This window comes from Streptomyces chlorus, from assembly GCF_042655885.1.
Lineage (GTDB): Bacteria > Actinomycetota > Actinomycetes > Streptomycetales > Streptomycetaceae > Streptomyces > Streptomyces chlorus.
Map to the genome: position 1 here is coordinate 392,614 of NZ_JBHSOA010000009.1, position 14,271 is coordinate 406,884.

Sequence of the window (14,271 nt, forward strand, 5' to 3'; positions counted from 1 at the left end):
GCCGTCCGGTCACTCGTCCGGAGCGAGGTCCCACGACGCACGGCACGATCCGCACATCTCATCGCTCCGGCGAGCCACGCGTGGTTCTGTCGGGCCCGCCCCTGGCTGACACGGACACCGGTACCAACGGCGCGATCCCGGTTCCGGTCACGCGCCGTACGGGTGAGAAAGGATGCGCACGTCTGTACCTGTAACGGGGATCCAGTACCGGTGGCCGGCGCGGCGGACGGACCGGGTGGTCCGTCGGCTCGGATTCAGATCCTGCCGCGGCAGAGCTCCAGCAGGGTCATCGCGAGCGCGGTGCCCGGCTTGCCCAGGGCGCCCCTGTAATGGCCGAGGATCTCCATCTCGCGGGAGAGATTCACGCGTCGGCCGCCGGAGGTGATCCGTTCCTGCTGGATGACGGCCGACACGGCCATCCGTTCCTGGACCAGGCCGATGATCCGATCGTCGAGCGCGTCGATCCGCTCGCGCGCACCGGTGATCACGCCGGCGGCCTCGGCGGTACGGGCGCCGGTCTTCTCGGTGCTCGCGGCTTCGGTGGTGGTGGTCATGTCGGGGCTCCTCGTCGGACGGTGCGGAGTGCCCGGGGTGACGTGGTCCGAAAACGCCAGGCGCCCCGGACCTTGTCGGCCCGGGGCGCCTGGGAAGTTGCTTGTCAGTGGCTCAAGCAGCACGACCATGGCAGCCGGCGGGCCGGTTGCCATAGGTAAAGAGGAAGGTCGGGTGCGTAAGCATGTACCCCATTATGCCGCGCGGCTCCCGGCCGTTCAACACGGGTCGCATGCTGAGACGGATCCTGGCGTGCGGTGCGGTTACGCGGTGCTGTCGCGCGGGCTTCGGAAGTGAGAGGGAGGACGGGCACGTGCCTCCCGGTAGAATCGGGAGGCACCAGACTCCGTCCCACCGCCGGAAGGCACCTCGTGTCATCAGCGACTTCCGCTGCCCACGCGCCCGACACCGTCCTGGTCGTCGACTTCGGCGCGCAGTACGCCCAGCTCATCGCCCGTCGCGTCCGCGAGGCCCGCGTCTACAGCGAGATTGTGCCGAGCACCATGCCGGTCGCGGAGATCCTCGCCAAGAACCCGGCGGCGATCATCCTCTCCGGCGGCCCCTCGTCCGTGTACGCCGAGGGCGCCCCCACCGTCGACCGCGCGCTCTTCGAGGCCGGCGTCCCGGTCTTCGGCATGTGCTACGGCTTCCAGCTCATGGCTCAGAGCCTCGGCGGCCAGGTGGACAACACCGGCTCCCGTGAGTACGGCCGTACCGGACTGCACGTCTCCAAGTCGTCCTCCACCCTCTTCGAGGGCACCCCTCAGGAGCAGGAGGTGTGGATGTCGCACGGCGACGCCTGCTCCGCCGCCCCCGAGGGCTTCGCCGTCACGGCGTCCACGGACATCGTCCCGGTCGCCGCCTTCGAGAACGACGCCAAGAAGCTCTACGGCGTCCAGTACCACCCCGAGGTCATGCACTCCACGCACGGGCAGCAGGTGCTGGAGCACTTCCTGTACCGGGGCGCCGGCCTGAGCCCGGACTGGACCACGGGCAACGTCATCGAGGAACAGGTCGCCGTCATCCGCGAGCAGGTCGGCGACCGGCGCGCCATCTGCGGCCTCTCCGGCGGGGTGGACTCCGCCGTCGCCGCGGCCCTCGTCCAGAAGGCCATCGGTTCCCAGCTGACCTGCGTGTACGTCGACCACGGTCTGATGCGTAAGGGCGAGACCGAGCAGGTCGAGAAGGACTTCGTGGCCGCGACCGGCGTCCAGCTGAAGGTCGTCGACGCCTCGGAGCGGTTCCTGGCCGCGCTCAAGGGCGTCTCGGACCCCGAGGCGAAGCGGAAGATCATCGGCCGCGAGTTCATCCGGGTCTTCGAGCAGGCCCAGGCCGAGATCATCGCGGACGCGGGCCCGGCCGTGGAATTCCTGGTCCAGGGCACCCTCTACCCGGACGTCGTCGAGTCCGGCGGCGGCACCGGCACCGCCAACATCAAGTCGCACCACAACGTCGGCGGGCTCCCCGAGGACCTCGAGTTCCAGCTGATCGAGCCGCTGCGCCAGCTGTTCAAGGACGAGGTCCGGCGGGTCGGCCAGGAACTCGGCCTGCCCGACGAGATCGTCCAGCGCCAGCCGTTCCCCGGCCCCGGGCTCGGCATCCGTATCGTCGGCGAGGTGACCAAGGAGCGGCTCGACCTCCTGCGCGAGGCCGACGCCATCGCCCGCAAGGAGCTCACCGAGGCCGGCCTCGACCGGGACATCTGGCAGTGCCCGGTGGTCCTGCTCGCGGACGTCCGCAGCGTCGGGGTCCAGGGCGACGGCCGGACCTACGGCCACCCGATCGTCCTGCGCCCGGTGTCCTCCGAGGACGCCATGACCGCAGACTGGTCGCGGCTGCCGTACGACGTCCTCGCGAAGATCTCGACCCGCATCACCAACGAGGTGCGGGACGTCAACCGCGTCGTCCTCGACGTGACGTCCAAGCCGCCGGGGACCATCGAGTGGGAGTAGTGCCGGTAGCGGCCGGTGGGGGAGTGCTCCCTATCGGTCCTGCTATCGGTCCTGCTATCGGTCGTGCGGCCTCTGTCAGTCCTTGTCAGCTCCGCTTGAGCATGCGCATCGGCTCACCGGGCTTCCAGACCTGGACGACGAGATACGTCTCGTCCTCCACGTAGGTTCGTACGACCTCCGTCAACTCGGTGCGGAAGAGGTGGAACGGCTCCGGCGGTTCCACCTCTTCCGTGTACCTGCGCCGGGTGTCCTCGTCCTCGACCTCGATCGCTCGCCCGCTGACCCGGACGTCCCCGCCGCCCATGCCCGTGCCCGAGCCGGGGTTCGCCTGGAGCGCGAAGCGCGGGTCGCGGCGCAGGTCGAGCGCCTTGAGCGAGTCCGGCATCACGCCGAGCCACAGCTCGCCGTTCAGGAAACGCACCTCCAGGCCGGTGGTGCGCGGCGACCCGTCCTTGCGCAGGGTGGCGAGGACGTGGTGGGTGTACGTGGTGAAGCGTTTCTCCACGGTCTTCGCGAATTCGGGTTCGGCGGCGGTGAAGGCCCCCCAGTTCGTGTTCATGGGCCGAGTGTGGCGCGAATACCGGACGCCTTGTGTCGGGTATCCGCCGAGTCCACCGGACGGAGGTCCTCCGGACGGCGGCTTCCCGGGAGGCGGCTCGGGAGCTCGGGAGGCGGCTTTCGGGAAGTGATCTTGAGGGCCTCATTAAAGTGGCCTTCGGCCGGCACGGCGGGCACCGTACGGAGCAGGGGTGTCGCCTTTGTCGCGTCGCACCGGATCTTTACGGAATCGATCTGTCGTCCGTGACTGCACGACGGTAACTTCCGCACCATGCAACCGTGGGCGACTCGGTGGACGCGGCGGCCTGCTGGTTCGTGTCCATGGAACGCTCCTGCCAGGCGCAGCTCAGCGCGAAGGCGGCGGGTCGGCCCGTCCTGATCGACCACCGGCAGGCGGCGGCGGCACGGGAGCAGCTGGGTGGGGACCTGGTGGCGTGGATCAACTACCAGCCGATGTGGCAGGACATCAGCCGAGCGAGCCCGACCTGCTGAGCTGAGCTGACCGGAGCGGCCAGGGCCTGGAACCCGTTCCGTCGGAAAATATCGGACATAAGGGAATTCTTGCTGCCGGGTCAATACAGTGCCTCGGACTTCACTCCCGCTGACTGGACCTGCCGGGTGGGGAGGGGCGGATGTAGGGCACAATTCGCTGTCATTGCAGGGGGGTTGCGCGCACCGGCGCAGGTGGCCGGGAACGTGACCGGGATCCTGATCGTGAATGTGGATGCGGGGAAGGCGGGCTTCGGGCGTGGCGGTGCAGGAGGCGAGACAGGGCGGCGTGGACGCGGGCGTCCACGAGGGCGGCTGCGCCTGCGGGGACTGTCCGCACGGAGTGCGTGAGGGGCATCGGCGCGCGGTCGCCGCGTTCCTGCTGAAACGCGAGGAGTTCGCGGCCGGGCACGGGCTGCCCGCGGCGGTGGCCCACTCGGCCTCCGCCTCCCGTCAGTGGGTCTCGGAGGAACTGGCGCAGGCCGCCGAACTCGTCGCCCGGCGCGGCCGGGCCGAGGGCACGGCCTGGCTGGCACGCTTGTGGCGCCGGACGGCGGTGGTCGTGTGGTCGGCGGTTGTGCTGCTGCTCCTCGGTCAGGCGCTCACGGCGATCGGCTCGGGGTGGAGTGCCGCCCGCACGGCCGGACTGCTGGCCGCGCTGGTGGTCGCCGGTGCGCTGACCGCGGCCTCGTGGTTCCACCGGGCGCGCGGTGGGGTCCTGGCCCCGGCGATCGGGGAGGACAACCGCCTCTCCACGTCCCGCGCGGTGGCGGCCGCCTGGGTGCTCTTCCTGGCGTACGCGGTCCTGGTCCTGGTCGGACAACTGGCCGTCGCCTCCGATCACAGGGAGCGTGACGCGTTGATCGCGGGGCTGGAACTCGCCCGCGGTGCGGGTGTGGTGACCGTCCTCGCCGTGGTGTGCGGGATCGCCGTGGTGGTGCGGCGGGTGGTCGGGCTTCGGGTGCAGGGGCAGCAGCTGCAGAAGGTACGTGCGGACCGGCCCCGGGCGGCCGATCTGCTGACCGACGACGCGGGCCGGGGCGGCTTCGCCGACATCCAGTACGTCGTGATCAGCGGCGTCGCGCTGGCGTTCGCGGCGGTGCGGCTGGCGCGGCGGCCGGACCAGCTGCCGGACCTGCCCTGGGGACTCGCCGTGGTGGTGCTGGTGTCGGCGGCGACCTATCTCGCCGGGAAGTACGCGGAAGGCGGCCGGCCGGTGATCCTTTCGGTGGTGCGGGCGCGGGAGGCCGGTGACCTGGACGCGCCGATCCGGACCGGCGACGACATCGAGATCCGCGGGACCGGCTTCGTGCCGCTGGGCGCGCAGGGAGCCGATCGGCTGGCCCGGATGGTCGTCCGGGTGGGGGCCGTGCACGTCCATGTGCCGCTGGTGCCGGTGGCGGGCGGCTTCGACAACCCGACGGACGCCCTGCTGACGGTTCCGGTCCCGGCGGACGTGGAACCGGGGCGGGTTGAGGTGCAGGTCGTCACGGCAGCCGGGGTGGAGACGAACCGGTATGCGATCGACGTAACGGACTAACGGAGTAGAGGCATCCTCTCGTCGCTGTCCGGCGAACGTCCGAAAAAATCCGAGCGGTCTTGGATTGATCCGGTGTCGATTGCCGTACGTATGGTCTGTTGAGGGGGGTCTCGGTACGGCGGCGAGAGGCGGCAGACGGCAATGACTCACGGTACGCGAGCGGATACCATCAGCCCTCACCTTGATGGCGACAGAGACTGGCGGGACACTGCCACCCGGTACGCCCTCCTTCCTCTGCGGATCTTTCTGGGCGTCACCTTCATCTATGCGGGAATCGACAAACTCACCGACAGCGCGTTCATGAAGGGCGCCGGGGCCGGGTCGATCGGCGACATGATGCGGGCCGTCCGCGATTCCTCGGCCATTCCCGCCCTGGTCGACATGTCCCTGAAGAATCCGGTCGCCTTCGGCTACGCCATTGCCTTCGGTGAGTTGGCCGTCGGGATCGGAATCCTGATCGGTCTGCTCACCCGGCTGGCCGCCCTCGGCGGGGCGCTGATCTCCCTCAGCCTGTGGCTGACCGTGAGCTGGGCCGCCGAGCCCTACTACTACGGCAACGACCTCCCTTACCTCGTGGCCTGGACTCCGCTGCTGCTGGCAGGTGCTCCCCTCCTCTCCGTGGACGCCGCCCTAAGGTCGCGACGGCGCCGGCGGGCGGGGCACTACCGGTAGGACCACGCTCCTCGGACGGGCGGGTCCGCCCCTTCGCCCCCGCGGGTCCACAGCCCGCCCCGGCGGGTCCGTCTGCCCCGGTGGGGCAGGCCACCCGCATCGAGCCCGGCCCGCCTTCCCGCCCGACCCGTTGGCCAGGTCGCCTCGCCGGCCGGCCTCGCCAGGTCACCCCATCGAGTCACCCTGCCAAGTCGGGTCCTCAGGTGGGCGACTTGGTACGGGTCTCCCGAGCGTCGGAGCGTTTGTGCCGGCGTATCAGTCCCGTCACCGCGGACACCGATCCGGCCAGGCACAGGCCGCCCGTGGCGACGGGGATCACGACGAACCACGGTGTCTCCCAGGCACCGCCCGCGTCGCCTGCGTAGAGCACGGCGGCGAGGGTCAGGAAGAGGCCGGTGATCAGCCTGCCGGGCTGGAACTCATGACGTAGCACGGCTCACCTCCGCCTGTCCCGCACCGACCTGGAGGTCCAGGTCGAGCGTTCCCGTCTTCTTGACGCCCGCGGGAGGCTGCAGGGTCACCTCCTTGTGCTTGCCCGGTGCCACGTCCACGTCCTTCTGCTTGTCGCCGGGCAGCTGGATGTCGCCCACTCCTACGTCGATGCTGAGCTTCACGGTCACGCCCTCGGGCACGATCACATGGATACGGCCCACACCGACGTTTGCCCGCGTCGACACGGTCTCTCCCGCCGGCACCCGCACCTTGGACAGATCCAGGGTGCCGGTGCCGGAGCCCAAGTCGTAGACCGGGCGTATCTGGGCGACCGAGGCGGGCTCCCAGGTGGTGCGCATCCACTCGGTGCCGATGTCCTTGGGCACGGCGGAGGAGGCGGCGAGCAGCCCCGCGGTGATGACCGCCAGGAGGATCGACCCCGCTCCGGTGCGGCCCAGGAAAGCACTGACCGCCAGGCCGATTCCGAAGACGGCGAGCGCACACGCGAGACCGGTCTGCAGGCTGGTGCCGAGCGGCTGCTCCTGCCAGGTCAGGCCTGTGCCCAGGCCGGCCGCGAGCAGGGCGAGCAGGAAGATCCAGCCGCCGATCCAGCGGGGGCCGCGCGGCTTCGTCGCCCGGTGCTGGGCGTGCGAGTCGTCGCGGGCGGAGGAGTGGGGGTCGAGTCTGACGTTGATCACGGAGGCGATGTCCGGATCCCGGGAGCCCCGGGGGCCCCATAGATAGCCCGTGCCGCCGATGTGCGTACCGTCCTTGACGATGGGATCGCGCCACCACGAGGAGAAGGCGGCGGGAACCGGCGGTGCCTGGGGCTCCGGCGGGGCGTCGGCGGCGGCCTGGGCGGCGAGGGGGTCGGGGCTGGGGGTACCGCGCTGCCGCGACCAGTACCCGGCACCGGCGAGCAACAGGGAGAGCATCACGGCGAAGCTCAGCACCCCGCCGTTGTTCAGCATGGTGAGGAAGACACCGCAGCCGACCAGCGCGAAGAGTATGGCTGCCAGCGTGTGGCCGTCGACCCGGCCGGTCAGCAGTCTGCGGATCTCGTTCTCCTCCTCGCCCTCGTACGGGACGAGGAGCCAGGCGAAGCCGTAGAAGATGAGGCCGACGCCGCCGGTGGCGGAGAGCACCGCCAGCGTGATGCGGAAGATCACCGGGTCCATGTCGCACTGCCGGCCGAGCCCGGAGCACACTCCGCCGAGCATCTGGTGCCGGCGGTCGCGCCGGAAGCGGTGCGGCGGCTCGGACACGGGTGCCTCGCCGGGAGGGTGCGGAGCTCCGGCGGAGGCGGTCTCCCCGGCCGCCGTACCGCCTGCCGCGCCTGCGGCAGGCGCGCCCTCCCGCGCCCCGGCGCCCTCGGGAGGGCGCGGGCCGGAGCCGGGTCCCGGCCCCGTCGCGGCGTGCTGGTGATCTGTCATGAGTCCATGGTGACGGGCGAGCCGCCGCGGCGGCAGTCGGGACGACCCTGGTCGGACCCTGATATCGGCCCTGAGGGGTGGCCGGGGAGCGTTCGGGAGGCCGGGCTCCCGGAGATCAGGGGAGTCTCCGGGGCCGACCCTGATGCCTCGGAACCAGGGGCCGTGTGACCATCAGTGGCATGTCGGAAGCCGCAGCAGCGCCACTCACCGAGCCGCGGCCGCCGCGCAAGCTCTACCGCAGCAGTGACGGACGCTGGCTCGGTGGTGTGGCGCGGGGGCTCGCCGGACACCTCGGGCTGCCCGTGATCTGGGTACGGCTCGTCTTCGTCGGCCTGTTCATGGCCGACGGTCTGGGCGCACTGCTGTACGCCGCCTTCTGGTTCTTCGTACCGCTCGGGGTCGGCGGCGTGGACGCGCAGAAGCCGCCCACGCTGGTCGCGACCGAGAGCTCGCCGGACGGCCGGCGCAGACTCGTCACCCGCAGACCGGACAAGGGCCAGATCGTCGCCCTGCTCCTCATGGTCGTCGTGGCCATGGTTTTCGTCGGCAATGTGAACCTGTCCAACGGCGCCAGGGCCTACCTCTGGCCGACCGTGCTCGTCGGCGCGGGCGTCGCCCTGGTCTGGCGGCAGGCGGACAACGCGCGCCGGGCTCGCTGGGTCGAGGTCGGCAGCCGCCGCCGCACGGTCACCCTGCTGCGGGCCGGCGCCGGCGTACTGCTGGTGACGACCGGTGTGTCGGGCATCTTCGTCCTCCGGGGCTCCGGGGCCCACCTGGGATCGGTGCTCCAGGCGGCCCTCGCGGTCCTCGTCGGGGTCACGCTCCTCGCCGGTCCCTACCTCGTGCGCATGACCCAGGACCTCTCCGAGGAACGGCTGATGCGCATCCGTGCGCAGGAGCGCGCCGAGGTCGCCGCCCACGTCCACGACTCGGTGCTGCACACCCTCACCCTGATCCAGCGCAACGCCGACAGTCCGGGAGAGGTGCGCAGGCTCGCCCGCGCCCAGGAGCGCGACCTGCGCAACTGGCTCTACAAGCCCGAGGGCACCGGCAAGGACGAGGCCGACGAGCCCACCACCCTCGCCGACGCCGTACGGCGCAACGCCGCGGAGGTGGAGGACAAGCACGGCGTCCCCATCGAGGTCGTCGTCGTAGGCGACTGCCCGCTCGACGAGAAGATCGGCCCGCAGATGCAGGCCGCGCGCGAAGCGATGGTGAACGCGGCCAAGTACGGTGGCGAGGGGGGTGCCGTACAGGTCTACGCCGAAGTCGAGGGAAGGACGGTCTTCGTGTCCGTCCGGGACCGCGGTCCCGGCTTCGACCTCGACTCGATACCCGCCGACCGCATGGGTGTCAGAGAATCGATCATCGGCCGCATGGAGCGCAACGGCGGCACGGCGCGGCTGCGCGCGGTGCCGGACGGCGGCACGGAGGTCGAGCTGGAGATGGAGAGGGCGGAGAACACGTCATGAGCGAGCCGAACGAGCCGACCGAGTCGAACGGAATGGAGGGACCGGCTGCCCAGGCCGCCGAGTCCGCGCAGCCCACCAGCGGCGCCGGACGCCATGTGCGTGTCGTCCTCGTCGACGACCACCGCATGTTCCGCACGGGTGTCCAGGCCGAGATCGGACAGACCGAACAGACCGGCGTCGAGGTGGTCGGCGAGGCTGCGGACGTCGACCAGGCGGTCACGGTCATCACCGCGACCCGCCCCGAAGTCGTCCTCCTCGACGTGCACCTGCCCGGTGGCGGCGGCGTGGAAGTGCTCCGCCGCTGCGCCCCGTTGATGGGCAACACCGAGCAGCCGGTCCGTTTCCTCGCGCTGTCCGTCTCGGACGCGGCGGAGGACGTGATCGGCGTGATCAGGGGCGGCGCCCGCGGATACGTGACCAAGACGATCACCGGGACCGACCTGGTCGACTCGGTCTTCCGGGTCCAGGAGGGCGACGCCGTCTTCTCCCCCCGCCTGGCCGGCTTCGTCCTCGACGCCTTCGCCTCGACCGACGCCCCGCCGGTCGACGAGGACCTCGACCGCCTCACCCAGCGCGAGCGCGAGGTGCTGCGGCTGATCGCCCGGGGATACGCGTACAAGGAGATCGCCAAGCAGCTCTTCATCTCGGTGAAGACGGTCGAGTCCCATGTCTCGGCGGTGCTGCGGAAGCTCCAGCTCTCCAACCGGCACGAACTGACCCGCTGGGCGACGGCTCGCCGTCTGGTGTGACTGGTCGTCGAAGTTGCCCCCTGCTCCCGCACCCTCCACGTCCGAGACTCGAAGCTCGGCCCTCAGAGCCCTCGGTTCGCCGTTGCTGGGGGCGCCTGGACCGCGTTCATCGCGTACGCCTGTACCGGAGCTTGAGCTTCGAAAGGGGAGCCCCGAGGCCGGAGCGGGAGTGAAACACCGGTCCCGATCCCAGCCGGCCGTCAGGCCACCCGAGTGGCTCCCGCGAAGGGCATTTCGGTGATCGGGGCGATGCGGACCGTCGATCCGGAGTTCGGGGCGTGGATCATTTGGCCGTTGCCGATGTAGAGGCCGACGTGGGTGATGCCGGAGTAGAAGAAGACCAGGTCGCCGGGGCGGAGCTCGGACCGTGGGACGCGGCGGCCGGTGTTGATCTGCGTGTAGGTCGTGCGGGGCAGGGACACGCCCGCCGAGCGGTACGCGGCCTGGACGAGGCCCGAGCAGTCGAAGGCGTTCGGGCCGGTGGCGCCCCAGACATAGGGGCTGCCGAGCTTCTGGTAGGCGTAGGAGACGGCGTCGGCGGCTCGGGGGCCGGGTGCCTGGGAAGTGACCGAGTCCGGGGCGGAGCCGGGGGCGGCCGGGCCGGTGCGGTCCGTGCTGCCGTCGGTGCGTTCCGTGCGCTGTTCGGGTGTCAGCCGGGACAGCAGACGGCGTGCGGCGTCCAGCTTGCCGGTAACCGTCTTCTTGTGCCGCTTCAGCTCCGCCTGGCGGGACGTCAGTGAGCTGAGTTCGAGACGGGCGGCACCGCGCAGCTGCTCGATCTCGCGGAGTTGCGTGCGTACCCGTCCCACGGCCGCGCTCTGGCGGCTGCCCGCCCGTTCGGCGAACGCGGCACCGTCCAGGTAGCCGTCGGGGTCGTCGGAGAGGACGAGTTGCAGGGCGGGGTCGAGGCCGCCACTGCGGTACTGCGCCGCCGCGACCGACCCCAGCGTCGCCCGTGCGGAGTTGAGGCGGTCCTCCTCGCGGGCGGCCTCGTCCTGCAGGTCGTGCAGCCGCCGCCGGGCCGACTCCGCCTTCTCCTTCGCACCGTTGTACTTCTCGGTGGCGGCCTCCGCCTCCTGGAACAGCTTGTCGGCCTTGGCCTCGACCTGTCCCGGTGCCAGCTGAGGCTCGGCGTGCCCCGTCCCGTCGAATCCGGTCGCGGTGGCCGCGCCGGCGAGGGCGAGCGTGACGGCCCTGCGGGTCCTGCCGCCGCCCATCAGGAGCTGTCTGGGCTTGCGGTGTGCTGCCACGTGGACTCCACGTCCTTTCCCGACGACCGCCCGGTCCGTGTGTACGGGCGGTCGGAGGGCTCCGCCGCCGCGCCTTGCGGGCGGTGGTGTCCGGCTGCCGCCCCTGGTCCGGGCGGCGGTGGGGAGCCGGTCACCTGGAGGACGCTATTCCGGGCCCTGACGGCCTAGTGACGGGTTGATCGGAAGTGACGTGAGTGGATCGTTGGGTGACCGTAAGAGGCCGACGGGGCGAGTCAAGGCCGTCGCCTTCAGTCAGCGCGATGATCAAAGTGCCGAATGCGGGGTGGGGGAGTGGATCCGGCTGCTATGAAGCGCGTCGGGACAAGAAGCCGGAGGGCCGGGGCGGTGTCGGGCAGGGGCGGGGGCCTGGTTAGGCTCCGGTTCCATGGACGTACTCACCCATTTCTTCGTCGGACTGCACATCATCGGCATCGCGTCGCTGCTCGGCGGCTTCCTCACCCAGATGAAGGCCATGGGGCAGGGCGCCGCCCGCTTCGTCCCCGCCATGCTGCACGGCGCGGTGACGATGCTGGTCACCGGTATCGTCCTGGTCGGCCTCAACGAGGCAGACGACCAGTCCGTCAACCACCTCAAGATCGGCATCAAGCTGGCCCTGCTGATCGTGATCCTCGGCCTGGTCTACGTGAAGCGGGACGAGGAGAAGGTGGACAAGGGCCTGTTCGGCCTGGTGGGCCTGCTGACCACGGCGAACATCTTCATCGCCGTGCTCTGGACCTGACGGGTCCTCGCACGGGTCCGGACGTGATCGCGGCCCGCGCCGAGAGCACCGCACCGACGGCGACCACCAGCCAGACGGCCACCGCGACCCACAGCAGCACACGTCCCAGGCCCTCGAGCCACGGGACGCCGACGGCGGCGGACGCGCCCAGCGCCGCCGCTGCCGTCATGCCCAGGGGGAACACGGTCGACCAGCGCCGCGTGTCGTACCGCGGCCGCGGCCGGACGGCCTCACCGACCAGCAGTACGCCGTACCAGACCAGGTCGAGCACCAGCAGGCCGAAGGTCGTCACGCGCAGGACACCGAGGTCGTCGTCGTTCCACAGATACAGCCGGGCACTGTCGGCGGCGAGCAGTTCCGCCCCGGCGAGCGCCGAGATGGCGATCGCCCCGCCCGCGACCCAGTGGTCCCCGGCCCCCTCGGTCACCTGCCGCAGGTCGAAACGGAACAGGGCGAGGACGTAGAGCACCAGCCCAGACCAGAACAGCACCAGCGCCACCCGCGCGAGCCAGGCCGCCGACTCGGCCGCGGCGAGCGTCGCGGCCAGGACGGCGAGCCCCTGCGTGGCCACGCAGCACAGGAACACCGATCCGGGCATGCGCGGGCGCCAGCGTCGTACGACCAGGACGAGCAGCACCGGCCAGAGCACCGTGGCCGGCGCGAGCAGTGCCCCGGCGAGCGCGTTGTGGCCCAGCGCGGACACCCGTGTGCCGAGCATGGTCGTCGCGGCGACCGCGGTGAGCGCATCCGGAGTCTTCGCCTCCGAAACCCATCGCTCGCGTTCCCGCAGCAGCCGTAGGACGAACTCCGCCGCCAGCCCCAGCCAGGCGGCGCAGGCGAGCACGAGGAAGATCCGCGAGAGGATCTCCCACTCCGCCAGGTGCAGGGCCACCGACACGATGCCGGTCGCCATCACGGCGGCGCCGGCCGCCGGGGAACGCTGCGCCCACCAGGCACGAAAGGGGGAGGCGGAGAGGGCGGGAGGAGGGGCGGGCATGGGCCGATGCTAGAAGAGTCCGCCGCGCGGGAAAGGCTCACCGCGCGGTGACCGGAAGGGCGCCGCACATATGGCGTCAGCACATGGACTACGGCAACACACCGGGGCCGCATCACACCGCATCGCACCAGGGCCACCAGGTCGTATCGCACCAGGCCGCATCCCGCCCGGTCCGGCGTCCGTCAGGCCGGGCGGACCACGCTGTGGATCGACGACTCGCCGTCGTAGAAGATCGACTCCTCGCGGACGTAGGTGCCGGGCTTCGGCGCGTGGATCATCATGCCGTTGCCGATGTAGATGCCCACATGAGTGATGTCGTCGTAGAAGAAGACGAGGTCACCGGGCTGGGCCTGGGACACCGCAACCGTGGTGCCGGCCTCGACCTGGTCGTAGGTGGTGCGGGGGAGGGAGACCCCGGCGGCCTTCCACGAGCCCTGGGTCAGGCCCGAGCAGTCGTAGGAGCCGGGACCGGTGGCGCCCCAGACGTAGGGCTTGCCGATCTGCGCGCGGGCGAAGGCGAGGGCCTTCTCGGCCTTGGCCGCGTACGAGGAGTCCGTCGAGGCCGACGGCGTGGCCGGCGGTGTGGCCGACGTGGAGCCGGAGGAGTCGGAAGAAGTGCCGGAGGAGCCGCTCTCCTCTTCCTGCTGCTGTTGCCGTGCCTCCTCCTCGGCCTTCTGCCGCTCCGCCTGCTGCTGGGCGAGCTCGGCAGCCTTGCGGGTGGCCTCTTGCTGCTGCTTCTTCTCGGCCGCCGCGAGCCGCGCCTTCTCCTCGGTGGTCAGCTTCGACATCAGCTCACGCGCGGTGCTGAGCTTCTTCTGGACCGTGGCCTTGGCGGTCTTCAGGTCGTCCTGCGACTCGGTGAGCGTCGCGAGGCTCTCGGTGGCCTCCTTGCGCTTCTCCATCGTCTCGGACTGCTGGGTGACGTAGTCGTCGACCGCTACCTTCTGGCGGCCGGTCATCCGGTCCATCAGCTGGTTCCGGTCGAAGAAGTCCTGTGGGGAGTCCGAGAGCAGGAAGGTCGCCGTGTCGGGGACGCCGACACCGGTCCGGTACTGGGCGGCGGCGAAGGAACCCAGTTCCTCCCGCGCCTCGTTGAGCGTCTGGGTGCGCTTGGCCACGTCGTCGAGGAGGGTGTCGGCACGCTTGCGCTGCTTCGCGGTCTGCTCCTTGGCCGCGTTGTACTTCTCGGTCGCCGACTCCGCCTGGCGGTACAGGTCGCCGACCTTCTTCTCGACCTCCTCCAGGCTCGGCCGGCCGTCGTCCGAGGGCGCGGCGTCGGCCGTCTGGGAGAGGAGGGCGACGGAGGTGAGGGCCGCCGTGGCGAGAGCGGGGGGCCGTATGCCGGTCACGCGCGTACCCGGGGTGCGCGACTTGCGGTGCGACGCCAAGGGAGGCGACTCCTTCCAACGTTCCGCCGCGGGGGAACGGCAGGGGCT

General features: G+C 70.8%; 14 protein-coding genes and 1 pseudogene. 8 read left to right on the forward strand and 7 right to left on the reverse strand.

The features are described from left to right. Positions 1-254: 254 nt before the first annotated feature. Complete coding sequence (locus ACFPZI_RS06200) at positions 255-554, reverse strand: chorismate mutase (protein WP_381359206.1); 300 nt, start codon at positions 552-554, stop codon at positions 255-257. 369 nt (positions 555-923) lie between these two features. Between ACFPZI_RS06200 and guaA the strand changes: the two genes are divergently transcribed. Next, complete coding sequence (gene guaA, locus ACFPZI_RS06205; RefSeq protein ID WP_381359208.1) at positions 924-2,504, forward strand: glutamine-hydrolyzing GMP synthase; 1,581 nt, start codon at positions 924-926, stop codon at positions 2,502-2,504. An 85-nt stretch (positions 2,505-2,589) separates the two neighbouring features. Here the strand turns inward: guaA and ACFPZI_RS06210 are convergent, their stop codons facing one another. After that, positions 2,590-3,063, reverse strand: coding sequence for a pyridoxamine 5'-phosphate oxidase family protein (locus tag ACFPZI_RS06210; RefSeq protein WP_381359211.1), 474 nt, complete (start codon positions 3,061-3,063; stop codon positions 2,590-2,592). Between the two features lie 275 nt (positions 3,064-3,338). Here ACFPZI_RS06210 and ACFPZI_RS06215 point away from each other — a divergent pair. The 3 genes and pseudogenes from ACFPZI_RS06215 to ACFPZI_RS06225 all read left to right on the forward strand — a co-directional run. Further along, positions 3,339-3,559 (forward strand): annotated as a pseudogene (locus ACFPZI_RS06215) (class II aldolase/adducin family protein); the annotation flags it as partial. A gap of 251 nt (positions 3,560-3,810) precedes the next feature. Continuing rightward, positions 3,811-5,091 (forward strand): hypothetical protein, encoded by a 1,281-nt coding sequence (locus ACFPZI_RS06220; protein WP_381359214.1) that lies wholly within the window; start codon positions 3,811-3,813, stop codon positions 5,089-5,091. A gap of 141 nt (positions 5,092-5,232) precedes the next feature. Further along, positions 5,233-5,763, forward strand: a complete 531-nt coding sequence (locus ACFPZI_RS06225) for a DoxX family protein (protein ID WP_381359217.1) — start codon at positions 5,233-5,235, stop codon at positions 5,761-5,763. A 199-nt stretch (positions 5,764-5,962) separates the two neighbouring features. Here the strand turns inward: ACFPZI_RS06225 and ACFPZI_RS06230 are convergent, their stop codons facing one another. Continuing rightward, positions 5,963-6,196, reverse strand: a complete 234-nt coding sequence (locus ACFPZI_RS06230; RefSeq protein WP_381359220.1) for a hypothetical protein — start codon at positions 6,194-6,196, stop codon at positions 5,963-5,965. Further along, positions 6,183-7,628, reverse strand: a complete 1,446-nt coding sequence (locus ACFPZI_RS06235; RefSeq protein ID WP_381359223.1) for a PspC domain-containing protein — start codon at positions 7,626-7,628, stop codon at positions 6,183-6,185. Before ACFPZI_RS06235 ends, ACFPZI_RS06230 begins: the two co-directional genes overlap by 14 nt. A gap of 179 nt (positions 7,629-7,807) precedes the next feature. Here ACFPZI_RS06235 and ACFPZI_RS06240 point away from each other — a divergent pair, with 179 nt between their 5' ends. Genes ACFPZI_RS06240 through ACFPZI_RS06250 form a run of 3 tightly spaced genes read left to right on the forward strand, consistent with a single transcriptional unit; the run spans position 7,808 to position 9,984 of the window. Beyond that, entirely contained in the window at positions 7,808-9,100 is a 1,293-nt protein-coding gene (locus tag ACFPZI_RS06240) for an ATP-binding protein (RefSeq protein WP_381359225.1), read from the forward strand. Positions 9,101-9,132: 32 nt separating this feature from the next. Continuing rightward, entirely contained in the window at positions 9,133-9,849 is a 717-nt protein-coding gene (locus ACFPZI_RS06245) for a LuxR C-terminal-related transcriptional regulator (RefSeq protein WP_381359538.1), read from the forward strand. Continuing rightward, positions 9,850-9,984: a DUF397 domain-containing protein gene (locus ACFPZI_RS06250; protein WP_381359541.1), complete on the forward strand. Its 135-nt coding sequence runs from the start codon at positions 9,850-9,852 to the stop codon at positions 9,982-9,984. It abuts the gene before it with no gap. Positions 9,985-10,049: 65 nt separating this feature from the next. Here ACFPZI_RS06250 and ACFPZI_RS06255 read toward each other — a convergent pair whose 3' ends face one another. Beyond that, positions 10,050-11,099, reverse strand: coding sequence for a C40 family peptidase (locus ACFPZI_RS06255; protein ID WP_381359228.1), 1,050 nt, complete (start codon positions 11,097-11,099; stop codon positions 10,050-10,052). Positions 11,100-11,484: 385 nt separating this feature from the next. On the opposite strand from ACFPZI_RS06255, the gene ACFPZI_RS06260 reads away from it, so the two are divergent. Further along, on the forward strand, positions 11,485-11,838 hold the full coding sequence (locus tag ACFPZI_RS06260) for a hypothetical protein (protein ID WP_381359230.1): 354 nt from the start codon (positions 11,485-11,487) through the stop codon (positions 11,836-11,838). On the opposite strand, the gene ACFPZI_RS06265 is transcribed toward ACFPZI_RS06260, so the two are convergent. Both ACFPZI_RS06265 and ACFPZI_RS06270 read right to left on the reverse strand, forming a co-directional pair. After that, complete coding sequence (locus ACFPZI_RS06265) at positions 11,816-12,835, reverse strand: tellurite resistance/C4-dicarboxylate transporter family protein (RefSeq protein WP_381359233.1); 1,020 nt, start codon at positions 12,833-12,835, stop codon at positions 11,816-11,818. The two genes, ACFPZI_RS06260 and ACFPZI_RS06265, sit on opposite strands and share 23 nt — an antisense overlap. Positions 12,836-13,017: 182 nt before the next feature. Further along, positions 13,018-14,223 carry a C40 family peptidase gene (locus ACFPZI_RS06270; protein ID WP_381359236.1) on the reverse strand — a complete coding sequence of 402 codons (1,206 nt, stop codon included), beginning with the start codon at positions 14,221-14,223 and terminating at the stop codon, positions 13,018-13,020. Between the last annotated feature and the right edge of the window lie 48 nt (positions 14,224-14,271).

Excerpts from the sequence above, each read along its gene's own strand:
- ACFPZI_RS06200 (WP_381359206.1), bottom strand. The coding sequence starts at position 554 with ATGACCACCACCACCGAAGCCGCGAGCACCGAGAAGACCGGCGCCCGT.
- ACFPZI_RS06210 (WP_381359211.1), bottom strand. The coding sequence starts at position 3,063 with ATGAACACGAACTGGGGGGCCTTCACCGCCGCCGAACCCGAATTCGCG.
- ACFPZI_RS06225 (WP_381359217.1), top strand. The coding sequence starts at position 5,233 with ATGACTCACGGTACGCGAGCGGATACCATCAGCCCTCACCTTGATGGC.
- ACFPZI_RS06235 (WP_381359223.1), bottom strand. The coding sequence starts at position 7,628 with ATGACAGATCACCAGCACGCCGCGACGGGGCCGGGACCCGGCTCCGGC.
- ACFPZI_RS06240 (WP_381359225.1), top strand. The coding sequence starts at position 7,808 with ATGTCGGAAGCCGCAGCAGCGCCACTCACCGAGCCGCGGCCGCCGCGC.
- ACFPZI_RS06245 (WP_381359538.1), top strand. The coding sequence starts at position 9,133 with ATGGAGGGACCGGCTGCCCAGGCCGCCGAGTCCGCGCAGCCCACCAGC.
- ACFPZI_RS06260 (WP_381359230.1), top strand. The coding sequence starts at position 11,485 with ATGGACGTACTCACCCATTTCTTCGTCGGACTGCACATCATCGGCATC.
- ACFPZI_RS06265 (WP_381359233.1), bottom strand. The coding sequence starts at position 12,835 with ATGCCCGCCCCTCCTCCCGCCCTCTCCGCCTCCCCCTTTCGTGCCTGG.